Raw genomic sequence first — 16,934 nt, forward strand, 5'->3', positions numbered from 1 at the left:
GCATTCCTCCTATCCCATTAAGAGCAACATTAAACTACACGCGCTTGTCCACGATATGCTTACTATTTTGGATATCTTTTCTGAGCAGCCTCATTTCCTCGTTAAGCTCCACCATTTGTTTGGTTAGCTTGGAAGAATCAATCGCTCCGCGAATAACAACGGACAATAGCAGCATCGACACAACCAAAAAAATAATAGCAATTAGCAAGGGTTCCATATTTACCTCCTATGTATCATTTTTAGACGAACATGCGTGAAGCTTGTTTCCACTATTTTAACAAAAGTCATTGAATACGAGAAGTTATCGCGCTGTAATAAACAGAAAAGGAGCGCATACTGTCACCAGTAAGCGCCCCTGCCCTAAATAAAGATTATTTAAAAACTGCTGTCTAGTCCTCTTTTGTAGCGAGGTTTTCCACTTGGAGAATGTCGCCGTAAATTTCTTCTAGCGCAACGCCAACATACTTGCGGGACCGCGGATTTTTCAATTCCGATTTGTCTCCGTTACGAAGCATGCGAGCACGTCTGGAAGCTGCTACCACTAGCGTGTATTTACTGTCAACCTTTTTCACCATTTCATCAATGGACGGATATAACATCGTTCATTCTCCTCACTCATGCTTTCTCAATTGCGGCGACCATACCTGAAACGTACGGTAAATATCTTTCTCTTCGGCAATGCTCGGCTATCATGATGCTGCGAATACGATCGCATGCAGCATCTATCTCATCATTCAATACCGCATAATCATAGTGGCCAAGCAAGTTCATTTCATCGACCGCTACAGACATGCGATTATTGATCGTATCCAAAGATTCGGTACCACGGCCCGTTATACGCTGCTTCAGCTCATCCAAGGATGGTGGCAATAAAAATACGAAAATGCCCTCAGGGAACTTTTGCTTCACCTTCAGCGCACCTTGAACTTCGATTTCCAGAATGACATCCTTGCCGCTTGCTAGCGTACGCTCCACGAAATCTCGCGGCGTTCCGTAGTAATTACCAACATATTCAGCATGCTCAAGAAGTGCGTCACGCGCAATCATATCTTGAAACTGCTCACGGCTTTTGAAAAAATAATTGACTCCATCCACTTCACCCTGACGCGGCAATCTAGTCGTAGCCGACACGGAATACACCAGCTCAGGTACCTTATTACGAAGAACGGAACATACCGTCCCTTTGCCAACCCCAGAGGGGCCTGACAGTACAATTAACAATCCCTTATCCATATGACTCCCCGTACTATTCGTCGTTATCGTCGTCCTTAGTGGATAAGCGGTGCGCAACCGTTTCGGGCTGAACAGCCGACAATATCACATGATCGCTATCCGTAATAATAACAGCTCGCGTGCGTCGTCCATATGTAGCATCAATAAGCATATGACGGTCGCGGGCTTCTTGAATGATTCGTTTAATCGGAGCTGATTCCGGGCTTACGATTGAAATAATGCGGTTTGCAGATACAATATTGCCGAATCCGATATTAATGAGTTTAATAGCCAAGCCTGGTTTCCTCCCCCGCCTACGGTCTACCCTGTGCATCTGTCTGCAAGTGTGTAATGACTAGTATATATTTAGAAAATGTGAATACGACAAGTTTGCGTTCTTGCCAAATACCGACAGAACTACTGCACTATTGTTGACGAAAAAAGCGCCTTGCATACTTCCCCGCTTAGACGAATGCACCTACCGCTGCCGTTTGTAAACGGCCTGTCCTTGCCATGCTATGAAAGTGTGGCAACTGTATCCTTGCTTTATTTTAATTGATTTTTCGTCAACGAACAAGCGAAAATGCGAAAACAAGCAAAAAAGGCTCGTTTTCGCATCATTTCTTCACAATTTAGCTACATACGCTCTGTTTTCTGCCAAACATACTGTGTAAGCTGTACGCCCATATCATAAAACATAAACGGAGTAATTAAATAAATGCCTTTGAAATGCGGCAAAGCAGCATCAAGCAGCTCCTTGGCAATCTGAACGCCTTCCGCTCTGCCAGCTTCTCCTTCAAGTCCTGCCATTCTAGCGCGGACCTCGTCCGACAGCTGAATTCCCGGCACCTCGTTGTGGAGGTATTCGGCATTTCGTCCGCTTGCAAGCGGCATAATGCCGATAAATACGGGGACGGACAAATGTTTCGTCGATTCCGCTATTCGCTCGATAAGTGCCGGATCATATACGGGCTGCGTCATAATATAGTCCGCGCCCGATTTGATTTTGCGCTCGAGCCGCTGAACAGCCTTGTCCAAATGCTTCACATTCGGATTAAAAGCAGCTCCCACGACGAATTTGGCTTTCTGCTTCAACGGCTTGCCGGAGAAAGCCGTTCCGTCGTTCAACTGTTTGATCATCCGAATCATCTCGAAGGAGGTCAAGTCATACACGGAGCTTGAATCCGGCAAATCGCCAAATCGAGCCGGATCACCGGTCACCGCGAGCACATGATCTATATCGAGCGCATCAAGCCCCATCATATGGGACTGCGTTCCGATCAAGTTGCGATCGCGGCAAGCGATATGCACGAGCGGCCTAATGCCGACCTTCTCCTGTAAAAGCGCAGCAAGCGCGATGTTGCTCATTCGGGTTACGGCAAGCGAATTATCGGCCATCGTGACCGCATCCGCCTTCGCTTCTTTGAGCGCGGCTGCTCCGTCCATAAACTTGCGAATATCCAAATCACGCGGTGGATCAAGCTCCACGATAACCGTATGACGCTTATTAACAAGATCTACAATGGAGGGTTCCTGTATGGCTTGTTTGCTAGGAATGACGTCCAATTCAGCCAGCTTCTCAGCAGGCTTCACAATAATCTTTTCGAAAACAGGCAATGGTGCTGGCGGTTGTCCAATTTGCGGAACATAGTTGTCAAGTGCAGCGGCAATCGCTTGGATATGCTCCGGCGTCGTTCCGCAGCAGCCTCCAATTAATCGTGCACCGCGATCAGCAAAGCGCAGAGCGGATTCTGCAAAATATTCCGGGCCGGCGGAATACGTATATTTGCCGTCAATGTAATCTGGAATGCCCGCGTTCGGATATACGGACAATGGCAAGCCTATAGGGCCTGTTATCGAATCGATCGCTCGCATAATACCGTTGGGACCGCTTCGGCAGTTAAAGCCGACGACATCGGCGCCTTCTTCCTGCAATTGGTCGAAAGCGCTCTTCATGCCATTGCCTTCCTGTGTCCGGCCAACGTCCTCCACGGCAAATTGGCAAATAACAGGCACGTTCGAAGCCGCTCTTGCGATGCGAAGCGCAAGCAGCATCTCATCAAGGTCATAGAACGTTTCGAGCAGCAACCCGTCAACGCCTTCTTCAAGCAATGCATGCATTTGGCGCTGATAGGCTTCGATTACTTTTGCGGTACGCAGGTTTTTAAGCTTCCCGTCGCGAATGGAGCCGACGGCGCCAACGACGTAGGCATCCTCGCCAATCGCAGCGCGGGCAACACGCACGCCAGCGCGGTTGATGGCATCCATCTCGTGCTCCAAGCCGTATTTGGAAAGCTTCTCATTATTAGCTGAAAACGTATTCGTCTCGATAACGCGTGCACCAGCCTCATAATAGCGGCGGTGGATATTCTCAATCACATCTGGACGAATCGTATTGAATTCTTCATAAGAAACGCCGACAGGGAACCCCATCTGATACAGATAGGTTCCCATCGCGCCGTCCCCGGTCAAGATACGCTGCTGGAGCGCTTCCCTTAAATCCGGTTTCATTTTATTCATTCCACCCATCTTACGTTGCTCTTAGATACTGCCACGGTATGATACAGCCGCAGGGCCAGACATATAAACATGGTTATCCGATTCATTCCATTCAATGAGAAGATCTCCGCCTTTTAGGGATACAGTAGCGGTGCGATCTGTCGCGCCATTCAGCACCGAAGCCACGACCGTTGCGCAAGCGCCTGTGCCGCAAGCAAGCGTCGGACCTGCTCCGCGCTCCCATACGCGCATGTCCGTATGCGTACGAGAATTGACCGTTACGAATTCTACGTTAATTTTGCGCGGGAATAACGGATGTGTCTCTAGCTTAGGGCCCCACGTATTCAGATCGAAGCTGGCTGCATCTTCCACATAAATGACACAGTGGGGATTGCCCATGGACACCGCGGTGAAACGGAATTCGCGACCGTCTACCTCGATTGGATGTTCGATTACGCGTTCAGCGTCAATCGTTGTCGGCACCTGCAGCCCGTTCAGGATAGGCTCGCCCATATCGACGCGGACAGAGGCTACCTCGCCGTTATCAACGGTAAGCTGAACCTTCTGCGCGCCTGCTCCCAACGTTTCAATCGTAATCTCTTTTTTATCGGTTAGTCCATTATCATATACATATTTGGCCACACATCGAATGGCATTGCCGCATTGCTCAGCTTCGGAACCGTCGGAATTAATAATGCGCATCCGGAAGTCCGCGATTTCCGAAGGAAGGATATAAACAAGGCCGTCTGCCCCGATACCGAAAAACCGGTTGCAAAGCCTAACAGCCAAATCGGCTACATCCGCTGGCAGCTGCTGCTCGCCTGCGATGACTACGAAATCGTTTCCTAAACCGTTCATTTTTGTGAAATTCATATGAATGCCCTCTCCTTGCCACATCTCTTGGTATGTTATTGCTATGATTTATTCTTCATAGCATACCGCAAAGCAAGGAGAAAGGCTATTCATAATTTGTTTAATGATTTGTATTTATTTGCTATCTTGCCGCGGTTTGAGGCCCGATCGGCCATTTCGTTTTGTTCTTCTTTTTGCTTGAAGTACCGAGCACGCTACCAATTCCCATTAGGAACGTCGGAATTCCTGCTGCGACAAATACGAGACACCATTCACGGAAGTTAAGCGGAACCGTTTTGAATATGGGCTGCAGCGCTTCGATATAAAGGACCCCGATCATAAGAAGCAGCGAGGACAGCACGGCCAACACCAAATATTTATTTTGAAACGGATTCCGATGAAAAATCGAGCGTGAGCTCCGGCAGTCGAACACATGTATTAGCTGTGCCATGACTAACGTTGCGAACGCGACAGTCTGTGCTTTCATAAGCTGCGCGGCGCTGCCAGGCGCATCATGCAGCGTTATCCAAAATGCGCCAAGCGTGCAGACACCGATGAGAATACCGCGGCTAATGATTTTCCAGCCCAATCTGCGGGAGAAAATACTCTCTTTAGCCGAGCGGGGCTTTTGCTGCATAAGATCCTTCTCAGCCTGGTCAACGCCGAGCGCCATCGCCGGCAAGCCATCCGTAACGAGGTTAACCCACAAAATTTGGATGGGGACCAGCGGAAGCGGAAGCCCGGCCATCATTGCTAGGAACATAACGAGAATTTCCCCTACATTGGAAGCCAGCAAATAACGAATGAATTTACGGATATTCTCATAGATTCCCCGCCCCTCCTCAATTGCCGCAACAATCGTAGAGAAGTTGTCGTCGCTCAGCACGAGCGCTGAGGCTTCCTTCGTAACATCCGTGCCTGTAATCCCCATTGCAATGCCAATATCCGCCGCTTTGATGGCTGGCGCGTCATTCACGCCGTCCCCAGTCATCGCAACGACATGACCTTGGCGCTGAAGCGCTTTGACAATCCGCAATTTATGCTCAGGAGAAACTCTTGCGTAGACATAAATATTGTCGACTAAACGATCAAGCTGCTCATCGTCCATCGCTTCAAGCTGCCTGCCGCTCATCGCAATGCCTCCGCGCGGCATAATGCCGAGCTGCCCGGCGATTGCTTCAGCCGTTAATTGATGGTCTCCTGTGATCATCACCGTTTTGATCCCGGCTCGTCTGCAGGTCGCGATCGCTTCCTTTACCTCGCGGCGCGGAGGGTCGATCATTCCGGTCAATCCGACGAATACGAGCTGACACTCCGCATCCTCTTCCGTCTCGCAAGCATCGCCAGCCCGTAAATCACGATAGGCAAGCCCCAGAACACGAAGCGCTGACTGTGCCATCTGTTCGCCAGCCTCGGCGCATTTCCGTTTAAGCGTAGAGGTAAACGGAACGACCTTCCCTTCCCACAGCACATAAGCGCAATGATCCATTAGCAGGTCGGGAGCGCCTTTCGTGCAGATGAGCCGGCCGCCTTGGTGCGATACAACGACGGACATTCTTTTTCTTTCGGAATCGAAAGGAAACTCCTTCTCCCGTTTGTACAGCTGCTCAAGCGACTTTGCTGAAGAGCCAAGCTTAGCGGAAAGCACCGCCAATGCACCTTCCGTCGGATCGCCTTTAAGCATCCATTCCTCTTTGACTTCTTTGCTCTTGCGCTTGCCTGTTTCAACGGCCTCTACCTTGACGATTTGAGCGTTGTTGCAAAGCGCGCTTACTTGAAGAAGCCGTTTAATCGCTTGATCATGCTTGATGTCGAGCGCATTGCCCGCTTCATAGATAGCGCCAGTCGGATCATAGCCTTCGCCGCTTACCTCAAGCTGCCTGCCTCCCAGCCATACATGCGTGACGGTCATTTTATTTTGCGTCAGGGTGCCTGTTTTGTCCGAACAAATAACCGAGGCGCAGCCGAGCGTCTCCACCGATGGCAGCTTGCGCACGATAGCCTTCCGTTTAATCATTCGCTGAACGCCAAGCGCAAGCGCGATCGTAACGATTGCCGGAAGGCCTTCGGGGATAGCAGCTACGGCCAAGCTGACGCCCGCAAGGAACATGCCGTAAGCAGGCTGTCCATGAAGAATGCCCGCAATGACGACCATGATGGTCAAGCCGATCGCCACGACTATCAAAATTTTGCCCAGCTGTTCCAAACGATGCTGAAGCGGCGTCTCCATCGACTCCGTCTGTTGGATAAGTCCAGCGATCTTGCCCATTTCCGTTTCCATGCCTGTACGAATGACAACGGCCTTTGCCGTTCCCCTCGTAAGCATCGTACCCATGAAGCCCATATTTCGCTGATCGCCAAGCGGCAGGTCCTCATCTGCAATCGCCGCGGAATGCTTGCCAACCGGAACCGATTCCCCCGTCAGAGCCGACTCCTCTACATAACAGCTATTCGCTTCGAGAAGCCGTACATCCGCAGGAATCCGGTCCCCGCTTTCCAAATAAATGAGATCGCCTGCGACAAGTTCCTTGGCAGGAACCGTCTGTAATTCCCCGCTTCTGTATACCTTTGCTGTCGGCGCCGAAAGCTCCTTGAGCGCTCGCAGGGAACGCTCTGCCCTGAATTCTTGCACAAAGCCAAGCACCGCATTGAGACCGATAATGGCTACGATTGTGATGGCGTCCAAGTACTCGCCGAGAAGTCCTGAAATTAAAGTTGCTCCCATCAGCACAAGCACCATGAAATCTTTAAATTGATTGAGGAAAAGCAAAATCGGGGAAACCCGCTTGCCCTCTGTCAATTCATTATGTCCATTCTTCTCCAGCCGCTGCGCCGCTTCCGACGTCGTCAGCCCCTGATTCGGGGAGCTGACTAACACGTCAATCAGCTCACTCGTTCCCATTTGATGCCATTTCATTTGTTCCATGGAATAACTCCCTCCCGTAATATGCCGAGCCAAGGCAGACAAGAGCCCATCGGACAGCCTTCTAGGGTAAATGTATTCGGACAGCCTATAAAATATCCCTGAAAAGACTTAAGTTTTTGGCTCAACTATGGCATGATAGAGAAAGACTTACCAAGAAAGCGAGGAACTTACACCATGGCTTTAGACGGCATCGTCACCCATGCCATTACGCAAGACCTGCAGCGCTGCATTGGCGCGCGTATACATAAAATCCACCAACCTACCAATCACGAGCTCGTATTCAGCATTCGGGGAGCAGGCATGCAGGGCAAGCTTCTGCTTTCTGCCAACCCTACTTATCCCCGCGTACACTGGACGACAGGCACGTACGTCAACCCGATGGAAGCGCCTATGTTCTGTATGCTGCTTCGGAAACACTGCGAGGGCGGACTCATTGAATCGATTCGACAAGTGGGTCGCGAACGCATTATTCATATTGAGGTCAAGCATCGGGATGAGCTGGGCGACTTATCGAACAAAACGATCATCGTCGAGATTATGGGTCGTCACAGCAACATTATTCTGATGGATCCGGCTACGGGCATGATTCATGACGGCATCCACCATGTTACGCCTGCCATCAGCAGCCATCGGATCGTATTGCCCGGCAGTACCTACACATCTCCACCGGAGCAGGGGAAGATCGATCCCCTAACGATTGAGACCGAGCAAGCCTTTCTGGATGCGCTGAGCGACAGTGACGAGGAAGCGCCCTTGTACAAAAGGCTGGTAGAGAAGCTTAGCGGATTTAGTCCTTTGCTGGCAAAGGAGCTTGTGCATCGCGCGCATGCTGATCAAGATGAAGACGCTCCTCATACGCTGACCGAGCTGTGGAACAGCTACAATGATTTCATTCAGCAAGTGAAGAGCAACCAATTCACGCCGACTATAAAAACCAATTCGGATACAGGAAAATCGTTTTTCTCCATTACAGAGCTGACGCATATAGAGGGCGAAGCCGAACTATTCCCAGATATCAGCGCCTGCCTTGAAGGCTTCTATGGCAACAAAGCCGAGCGCGATACGGTTAAGCAGCGGGCAGCGGATCTTATTCGCTTCGTTCAGAATGAGAAAGCAAAAAACATCACCAAAATCAAGAAGCTTGAAGATACGCTTGTAGAGGCAAAGGATGCCGAAAAATTCAGAGTGCTGGGCGAGCTCCTTACAGCCTACATGCATCAAATCAAACGAGGGGATACCTTCATTGAGCTGATCAATTTCTATGATGAAGAACAGGCAGTCGTGAAGATCGATCTTGATCCGCAGCTCACCCCGTCGGATAATGCACAGCGTTATTTCCGCCGATATACCAAGCACAAAAATAGCTTGTCTATCGTAGCCGAGCAAATGGAGCTTGCACGCACCGAAATTGCCTATTTCGAATCGCTGCTTCAGCAGGTCGATAACGCTTCGCTTGGCGATATAGGTGAAATTCGGGACGAGCTTGTAGAGCAGGGCTACATGAAAGAGCGCGGACGACGCGGACCGAAGAAGAAAAAAGTGCTGAAGCCAACTTTGTTATGCTTCACGTCCTCCGAAGGCGCCGCAATATTTGTGGGCAAGAACAACACCCAAAACGAATATTTGACCAATCGGCTCGCTTCCCCCTCGGATACATGGCTGCATACCAAGGATATTCCAGGTTCACATGTGGTCATAAGAGGCGGCGACTTCGGCAACGCTACCCTCGAGGAAGCCGCAATGCTTTCCGCACATTACAGCCAGGCACGCGATTCCAGCTCAATACCGGTCGATTACACAACGATTCGACATGTGCGCAAGCCAAACGGAGCAAAGCCCGGCTTTGTGATTTACGACAATCAGAAAACCTTATTCGTTACACCGGATGAGCGGCGCATTAAATCGCTTCCTTGTGTATTGAAATAGCATCCTTTTATTCCTCCAACGCAAAAACACGGCGGCTTATTCCCAAGGAATAAGCCGCCGTGTTTTACTATCGGAACACCTTCGTCAACTTTCGATTTCAGCTATTGCAAACGTATGAATACCCCGCTGGAATGCCGCGATAGCCGTTGCACATCCCATATGGCTGAACAACTTCATAGCGTGTCTCCCCATTGCGGATAAGCTGGGGAGACACGCTTGCGCTTGGACGCTTCTTCTATCGTATAGGCCTAGATGTCCTCCCGCGCGCTCATCCAAGATGGCTGTAGCTGCCTAAGCACATCTGCGCTTACAGTACGGCTGCCTACTGCACCATGAAAAATGATACCCTCTCGGGAACCATGGAAGTCTGACCCGCCTGTAACGATCAACTGATAGCGGTCTGCTAGCTCTGCATATCGGCGCTCATCCTGAGGACCATGGTCTGAGTGATATACCTCTATGCCTTGAGCCCCATACTGTATGATCTCCTCAACCAATGCATCATTTCCATACAAGACCGGATGCGCAATTACGCTCGTACCGCCTGCCTCTCGTATCCAATCGATCGCCTCGAATGGTTGCAATCTCGGCAGATTGACGTAAGCTGCGGCTCCAGCGGCCAAATAACGATCGAATGCTTCTCTCATATTCGATACTGCTCCTTTGGCAATAAGCGCTGCCGCGATATGAGGACGGCCAATGCTGACAGCAGCGGATTGCAGCTCGCTTCTCGTGCGATCACCATGCGCTGCAGTTATCACATCCTCCATAGTAACAGCAATACCGAGCTCTCTCAGCCTGTCCACGATCATTACATTTCGACGGTCTCTCAGTCCACGCAAGCTCGCAAGCCGCGAAAGCCATGATTGATCTTCATTATTCGTATAATAACCCAATATATGAATATCAACGCCAGCAGCAACCGTGCTCACCTCAACGCCGGGAACAACGGTGATGCCGAGCCTTTCGCCTTCGGCAACAGCTTCCTCGACGCCAGCAACCGTATCGTGATCCGTAATTGCAATCGCCGCAAGCCCAGCTTCCTTTGCCAGCCGCACGTTTGAAGCAGGAGCATGCATTCCGTCCGACGCTGTCGTATGCGTATGCAAATCGGCAAGTCCATTTGCTATAGCCATTGTTGAAGATCCCTCTCTCTCAAAAAGGACAAAAAGGTTACGGCTGAAATTGGCAAAATGGCAGATTTCAAATAAATGGAATAAAATTGTCTTTGGAATTTCGAGTCCGATACTTTAATCATTCGAATTAAATCGAGTGCAACCTCATGCTTGACCGATGAGGAAGAAATAATCGAAATGCCTAAGCCCGCTTCAACCGCTGATTTCACGGCTCCCGTACTGCCAAGCTCCATTACGATTTTCATCGACGCCGGGTCTATATTTTTATTTCTTAATTGCTCTTCCATAACAAGTCTTGTTCCAGAACCTTGCTCGCGCAGAACGAAGGGATAAGCCATCGCCTCCTCCAATGTAACCGATTCCCGCTCCGACAGCGGATGAGACTTAGACACGATCAGTCGCAGTTCATCGCTCATCACAGCTTCCATATGCATATCAGGATGGTTAATCGGCGCTTCAATTAGCCCAAAGTTAAGCTGGTGACTAAGTATATCTTCCATAATTTGCGAGGTGTTCATCACCTTCATGCTAATCGAAATATGAGGATATTCCTGTCCGAAAGGCCCGAGCAGCCTTGGTAATATATATTCGCCGATTGTCAGGCTTGAACCAAGCTGAAGCCTGCCCTTCAATTGTTTCGTGAATGCGGACATCGCTTGATCTGTATCTCTTATCAGATCGATGCTTCTCTGCGCATATGGCATCAGTGCCCGTCCTGCTTCAGTGAGGTCGATTCGTTTCGTCGAGCGTTGAAGCAGCTTGGTGCCGAAATAATCCTCCAGCGACTGCACCTGCATCGTAACTGCCGGCTGAGTCATATGTAAAGATTGAGCCGCAGCCGAAAAACTGCCACGTTCTGCAACCGTACAAAAAATGTGCAGCTGATGAAAATTAAGCGCCATGTGTCGACCATCCTTTCTTCTGGTAATTATTATACTACAAACCCTGTATACAATCTGCCAAGATCAACAAAAAGCATGCAATCTTTTTATGATTGCATGCTCGAATATGATATCATCAGCCTTCATTATTTGCGTTTTCTGCTGCTTTTTACAAGCGTCATGCGCCGAGAGTGGCGGAGCCACGAATAGTATGATTTCAGATCTCTAAGCTCAATGGTCTCAGACATGCGGCCCAGGAAAGTTACGATGATCATCTTATGTAAGGGAGTGCCGGTAATGTCCGTTTCCGTCATCGATTCCGCGAATTCAGCAACAAATACGAGGTCATCGTCAATTAAATAAACATCCTGCTCGTTGCGGTAATAAGATTCGATACGACCTTGCTTCAAGCATTCCCACAAAAACTCGGCAATATCTTCGAAGCCGGTTTTCTCGCTTTCAATCCGATCCAGCCAGCGGCTCTTGGCGTGGTTTGTGATGACGATATCTGCTACTTTCTTATCACCGAGGTCAATATAAAACGACTCATAGGTACTCCATCTTCTCGTCATTCTATCTTTCACTTCGCATCGCACTCCTTCCCAGGACCCAGGTCTTTTATACCATGAATTTAATTCCATTCTATCACGATTGTCCGAGATTTCAACAATAAAATAAAGTCCGACCATATTTTACAGTTTTTGGTGTAAAAATTATAAAAAAGACACTTCTCCATGTTTATGAACACGGAGAAGCGTCTTTTATAACAATGAATAAAATATTTACCTTATTGCATGACCACTCTGAATGCTGCAGCATGCAGACACTATTATTTAGAGGCTATAGAATCTCGTTTTGTCTTCACTGTCCTTGCTGTATTCGGTCTTGATTTCGTTGCGATAGGAGCGTTCAATCTTCCTTACGTAAGTAAGCTTGCCCATCTGCCGCACAGCCTCTTCCGATCGTTCGGCATTCATATACATCACGACGTAATGCATCTTGCGAGACATATAATGGACGGTGCCAAATCTCTCTAACGACCTTGCTGCTTTCAAATCGCTTACCCACACAATGTAACCTGTTCGTTCCGGTAGCATCCTTTCCCTCCTAAAAGGTTTGCATCGCAAACCTGCATCAATCGCTTTTGCTTCCTAATAATAAGATGCTTGGAAATTAGCTGCAGCCGCCACTGCCGCAGCTGCAAGAACCACCGCTGCCGCAGCTTCCGCCGCCGCCAGCTTTTTCATTGCCAGGGACCTTTATATTGTCCGACACCGACTCTGCGATCGTACGGGAAACCTCATACAGCATTTCATCTACGACCTGCTCGGCAGCCTTGAAGCGGCGAACGCTCTCAATTTCACTGAGCTCGCGTTCAATTAGCTTCACTTTATCCTTGGCTTCGTTATAATCAGGATGAAAGCGCCCAAAACGCTCACACTCGACAAAGAGCTCTTTCGCTTTAGCGAAGCGTCTCGTAACCTGCTTGACTTGCTCGTCTTCGTTTACAGCGGTCTTCCAATATAAATACTCGGCAACTTCCGCCGATTGATTGATCCAATCTCCAAGCTCATAGGCGCAAAGCAGCAGCGATGCCATATCGAGAGAAGTAACGCCGCCTTGCGGTTGCTCCAACTGAATAGCCGTTAAACCTTCAGCAGTTGGCATTCGTCCACCTCATTTCATTTCACTACATTCTACACTATCATATCATAACCACTTAACCAATAGATAGAAATTATATTGGGCTTTCCTGACCAGGTATAAGCAGCCTCATTTCTTCCCACATGTCCGGTGTCAACCGAACAGACTCTCTTGGCTCGTCTCTCAGCAAGCCTATAACTGCCCATTCATTGCCTTGCTGTTCAAGCTTCTCAGGGACAAAGGCACACAGTCCTCGGTCCATGCGCAGTTGGATCGGCGTTTGCCATTGCAGCGCCTGTTCAATAAGTTCCCTTCTAGTAGAGTGATGATATGCGCGCAGCTGCTTGGTCCACATGGCTGGGACTCTGTCCAGCTGTGACCAAGCGTGCAGCGATTCTTTCTCCAGATGAGCGTTAAGCTCAAAATGATGAAGCGGATACGGCTCATATATAAATAACGTTGCTTCATCGTATCGTTCTTCTGCCAAAGAATAGCCACCTTCTGGATCATGCTCCAGATCCTCCGTAAAAGCAGGGTAAGCTTGCAATCCCGCATCTTGACCCTTCTCGGATATCAATGCTTTGCGCGCCGGGTAGCCCGCCTTTTGAAGCAGACGCCTGAGTTCGCTCAATTGAGATTGCTCCACGATAAAATCCTTTAATCCAAGCTTTTGCTTTAGAAATGGAGCCAATTGCCTATCGTTTGAAAGATGTTCCGCAACCTGCTCGTCCTCGCATCGAAGCAGCAAAACCTCGGCGAAACCCGTACGGCCTGCTCGGCTAGACCAGGTTTCGAGCAATGCTTCAACGGTAGGAGGTAATTTCCCCCCGCCTGAAGCCGCTTCAAGAAAACGCTGAATGGACGCGCGCGTCCTGCCTCGCTCTACTGCTCGCGCAATGGATGCCGCTTCAAGCCGGTAAACCGCTGCCTGCTCCTCTGATTTTTTTTCTGCGATAAGTTCAAGCTCCCACCTGACCTTGAATGAGCATTCTGGGTCAGCTATGATTTCACCGCTCGGCAGTACGGACAAGCATGCTTCGTCTTCTAAAGTTTGCTCCAATTGGTGAAATCGCAAAGGTGCTTCTTCCTTCCAGCGGAAAAACAGCTCGGTGCCGTTCGATCGCCGGCTTTCCACAACGTCAAGCCACCCCAAGCTGTGCCATAGCTTGCACCATTCTACCGACGCCGGCGCAAGCTCGCTCCCCGCAAGCCATCTGTCCAAACTCAAATTCGAGTACCATACCCCTGGCTGCAAATCCAGCATGGCTGCGGCGCAATTAGCACTCCCTCCTCCTGCAGGGAGCAGCAGCTCTATGCACCAATTCATCAGCTGGCCTTCGCGAGATGCCCTGCTCAGCTCAAACCATTGCCGAAGCTTACCGGTATTCCAGTTCATGCTGCCGTTTTCGATGGATAATAAGTCTAACGCGGCGCCTGCCTGCAAAAGGAAGGCAACTGGAAGCGGATATGCATCCGGATGTGCCCATTTCAGCTGAAAAGCGGCAAGCGCACGTTCTTCAATGGATACGGTCTGCTCCAGCTTGGCCACTATCTTCTTAGGCAGCACGCCCTGTACAGTAAGACCTAATCCGCTTCTTCCAAGCTCAGCGAAAGCACCGAGCAGCTGAATGCAGAATGGTCGTCGATAGGCATACATGCTGCCATCAACTAATCGCTCCTTTTCCTCCGTGCTCAGCGGCTGCGGCTTATAAGGAAATAAAACCGTCTGCCAGACCGTGAAACATTCTGCCGCCATAAAATAGTGGCTCTCACCCCATACTTTCTTAACAGACAATAGGATGCCCGCTTCCTCAAGCTCGCTAATGCCCAGCTGACATTCCGCACCGGATAACGAGGTGCCTGCGCGCAGCATTTTGACGAGCTGCTCCCGTTCCACAGGAACTGCTGCATATTGGCGGACAAAGAGCTTGATAACCTCTAACCCGTAATCTGTCAGTCTTCCAGTTGCTTCTTGAATGGCTTCTTGACTAACCGCTGCTATCTGCCATGCGATGCCCTTATGTCTTGCTTCTATCCACACCGGCGTTTGAAGATATCCTTCCAGCCGATCAGGGGAAAGCTTGGATAATAGCTGCTTCATCCTCATTGGGCGGCTGCCTCCTCATGCGTGTCTATCATTTCCGGATAGAGCAGCCGTTCATAGGGATAGCCCTGCTCCAGCATAAACAGCTGCCGTTTCATAGCGAATTCCATCTCTTTTGTCTCGTCTGTTACAAGCGTGAAAAACCATGCTTTATTCATTCCTGCTTTTGGACGCAGCAGCCTTCCAATCCTTTGTGCCTCCTCCTGCCTAGAGCCAAAACTTCCCGAAAGCTGAATCGCTACGGAAGCATCAGGCAAATCTACGGCAAAGTTAGCGATCTTAGACACAATAAGCACAGGGAGCTCCCCCGCTCTGAATCGGTCATAGAGCAGCTGGCGCTCCTGTTGCGGGACTTCTCCGGTAAGCAAAGGTACACCAAGCTTAGCCGATAACGCATGAAGCTGATTTAAATATTGTCCAATGATAAGGGTAGGTTTACCCGCATGCTCCCTTAGCAGCTGCTCAACAATCGAAAATTTAGCCGGATTCTCGGCCGCCAGACGCAGCTTGGATCTCGCGCTTGCTTGTGCATATGCTGCAGTTGATCTCCTGTGCAAAGGCACCCTTATTTCCGTACACGCCACTGCAGCGATGTGAGACGCTGCTTCAGCCGTTTTCCATTGCATATCATATTGTTTGGGCCCAATTAGAGAATAAACATCCTCCGCGCAACCGTCCTCACGCACAAGCGTTGCGGTCAGCCCAAGCCTTCTGGTCGCTTGTATATCCGCAGTCATACGGAACACGGGCGCCGGAAGCAGATGTACCTCGTCGTAAATAATGAGCCCCCAATCGCGTTCGGTGAACAGCTTCATATGAGTAAAGGGCATTTCCTTTGATTTGCGGTGTGTCAATATTTGATAAGTCGCAATGGTAACCGGCCGAACCTGTTTCAGCATTCCCCCATATTGACCAACCTCAGCATCCTGCAAGGACGTTTTATCCAGCAGCTCGTCCTTCCACTGTTTCACCGAGGTCGAATTGGAAGTAAGAATGAGCGTCGCTCTCCCTAAGCGGGCCAGAGCTGCAATTCCAACTATCGTTTTGCCAGCCCCGCAGGGCAGAACAATAACGCCGCTCCCGCCCTGAACGGTTCCTTCTTTGTAGAACTGCTCTACGGCAGCCTGCTGGTAGTCCCTAATATCAAATCTCCTGTCGCCAAGCGTGCGCTCCCTAAGCTGAACCACGAGCTCCTCACCGGCATGATAACCAGCCAAATCTATGACCGGGTACCCAAGGCGCGTCAGCTCCTGCTTCAGCGTCCCTCGACAATACTCAACTAGCAGCCATCGTCCATCAGACAAAGGCTCCTTAATAAGCGGCACGATAGAGGCATGCTGGTACAGCTCATTCATAATCGCCATGTCGCCTTGCAGCACGAGCTTTCCCGAATCGTTAGACAACCAAAGCTTGCCGTACCTGCCCATCAGGCGCCGAATCAATGATTCCGCTTGATAGGGCAGTCCGAATCTGCTGTAAGTCGTAAGGAAACTTACGATGCCCTCGGCCTCCATCCCGGCAGACGCTGCATTCCAAAGCGTTAATGGGGTCATTTGATAAGTATGAATATCACCAGACCTGCGAACAGCATCCATAAAGAGGACGAGCTTCTCTCTGGCTTTTTGGGCATCAGGTTTCCGCTCATCAAGCAGCACCATGAGATCCGATTGGACAATTAACGGCTTATCGTTAGATTCCTGCATCCTAGTCTTCCTCCTCTGAACATAGCTCTCCTCATCCTAGTATGCAAAAAT

15 protein-coding genes are annotated in these 16,934 nt (G+C 49.8%); 1 reads left to right on the top strand and 14 read right to left on the bottom strand.

Annotated features, from left to right (window positions below; translation table 11 throughout):
- Positions 1–34 precede the first annotated feature (34 nt).
- The 7 genes from FHS16_RS11110 to FHS16_RS11140 form a co-directional block, all read right to left on the bottom strand.
- Complete coding sequence (locus FHS16_RS11110; RefSeq protein ID WP_183561919.1) at positions 35–217, bottom strand: hypothetical protein; 183 nt, start codon at positions 215–217, stop codon at positions 35–37.
- A gap of 172 nt (positions 218–389) precedes the next feature.
- The gene (rpoZ, locus tag FHS16_RS11115) at positions 390–599 is read right to left on the bottom strand and encodes a DNA-directed RNA polymerase subunit omega (protein ID WP_053375625.1); all 210 of its coding nucleotides are present in this window, start codon (positions 597–599) and stop codon (positions 390–392) included.
- Positions 600–615: 16 nt separating this feature from the next.
- Entirely contained in the window at positions 616–1,233 is a 618-nt protein-coding gene (gmk, locus tag FHS16_RS11120) for a guanylate kinase (RefSeq protein ID WP_183561921.1), read from the bottom strand.
- A gap of 13 nt (positions 1,234–1,246) precedes the next feature.
- Positions 1,247–1,507 carry an extracellular matrix/biofilm regulator RemA gene (gene remA, locus FHS16_RS11125; RefSeq protein ID WP_005548256.1) on the bottom strand — a complete coding sequence of 87 codons (261 nt, stop codon included), beginning with the start codon at positions 1,505–1,507 and terminating at the stop codon, positions 1,247–1,249.
- A gap of 341 nt (positions 1,508–1,848) precedes the next feature.
- The gene (locus tag FHS16_RS11130; RefSeq protein WP_183561923.1) at positions 1,849–3,723 is read right to left on the bottom strand and encodes a bifunctional homocysteine S-methyltransferase/methylenetetrahydrofolate reductase; all 1,875 of its coding nucleotides are present in this window, start codon (positions 3,721–3,723) and stop codon (positions 1,849–1,851) included.
- 30 nt (positions 3,724–3,753) lie between these two features.
- Positions 3,754–4,584, bottom strand: a complete 831-nt coding sequence (gene dapF, locus FHS16_RS11135; RefSeq protein ID WP_183561925.1) for a diaminopimelate epimerase — start codon at positions 4,582–4,584, stop codon at positions 3,754–3,756.
- 121 nt (positions 4,585–4,705) lie between these two features.
- Positions 4,706–7,489, bottom strand: a complete 2,784-nt coding sequence (locus FHS16_RS11140; protein WP_183561927.1) for a calcium-translocating P-type ATPase, SERCA-type — start codon at positions 7,487–7,489, stop codon at positions 4,706–4,708.
- A 174-nt stretch (positions 7,490–7,663) separates the two neighbouring features.
- Between FHS16_RS11140 and FHS16_RS11145 the strand changes: the two genes are divergently transcribed.
- The gene (locus FHS16_RS11145; RefSeq protein ID WP_183561929.1) at positions 7,664–9,415 is read left to right on the top strand and encodes an Rqc2 family fibronectin-binding protein; all 1,752 of its coding nucleotides are present in this window, start codon (positions 7,664–7,666) and stop codon (positions 9,413–9,415) included.
- A gap of 248 nt (positions 9,416–9,663) precedes the next feature.
- Here the strand turns inward: FHS16_RS11145 and FHS16_RS11150 are convergent, their stop codons facing one another.
- The 7 genes from FHS16_RS11150 to FHS16_RS11180 form a co-directional block, all read right to left on the bottom strand.
- The gene (locus FHS16_RS11150) at positions 9,664–10,551 is read right to left on the bottom strand and encodes a PHP domain-containing protein (protein ID WP_183561931.1); all 888 of its coding nucleotides are present in this window, start codon (positions 10,549–10,551) and stop codon (positions 9,664–9,666) included.
- Entirely contained in the window at positions 10,542–11,453 is a 912-nt protein-coding gene (locus tag FHS16_RS11155) for a selenium metabolism-associated LysR family transcriptional regulator (protein ID WP_183561933.1), read from the bottom strand. The genes FHS16_RS11150 and FHS16_RS11155 overlap by 10 nt, the downstream gene beginning before the upstream one ends.
- A gap of 125 nt (positions 11,454–11,578) precedes the next feature.
- A complete protein-coding gene (locus FHS16_RS11160; protein ID WP_246431717.1) occupies positions 11,579–12,004 on the bottom strand; it encodes a hypothetical protein in 426 nt (141 codons plus the stop codon).
- Positions 12,005–12,265: 261 nt separating this feature from the next.
- The gene (locus tag FHS16_RS11165; RefSeq protein ID WP_183561937.1) at positions 12,266–12,529 is read right to left on the bottom strand and encodes a YlbG family protein; all 264 of its coding nucleotides are present in this window, start codon (positions 12,527–12,529) and stop codon (positions 12,266–12,268) included.
- Between the two features lie 76 nt (positions 12,530–12,605).
- Positions 12,606–13,100, bottom strand: coding sequence for a YlbF/YmcA family competence regulator (locus tag FHS16_RS11170; protein WP_183561940.1), 495 nt, complete (start codon positions 13,098–13,100; stop codon positions 12,606–12,608).
- Between the two features lie 70 nt (positions 13,101–13,170).
- Positions 13,171–15,183, bottom strand: a complete 2,013-nt coding sequence (locus FHS16_RS11175; protein WP_183561942.1) for a helicase-associated domain-containing protein — start codon at positions 15,181–15,183, stop codon at positions 13,171–13,173.
- Positions 15,180–16,883, bottom strand: coding sequence for a DNA repair helicase XPB (locus FHS16_RS11180; RefSeq protein ID WP_183561944.1), 1,704 nt, complete (start codon positions 16,881–16,883; stop codon positions 15,180–15,182). Before FHS16_RS11180 ends, FHS16_RS11175 begins: the two co-directional genes overlap by 4 nt.
- Positions 16,884–16,934 lie beyond the last annotated feature (51 nt).

Origin of the sequence: Paenibacillus endophyticus, from assembly GCF_014192395.1 — a bacterium.
Taxonomy (GTDB): Bacteria; Bacillota; Bacilli; order Paenibacillales; family Paenibacillaceae; genus Pristimantibacillus; species Pristimantibacillus endophyticus.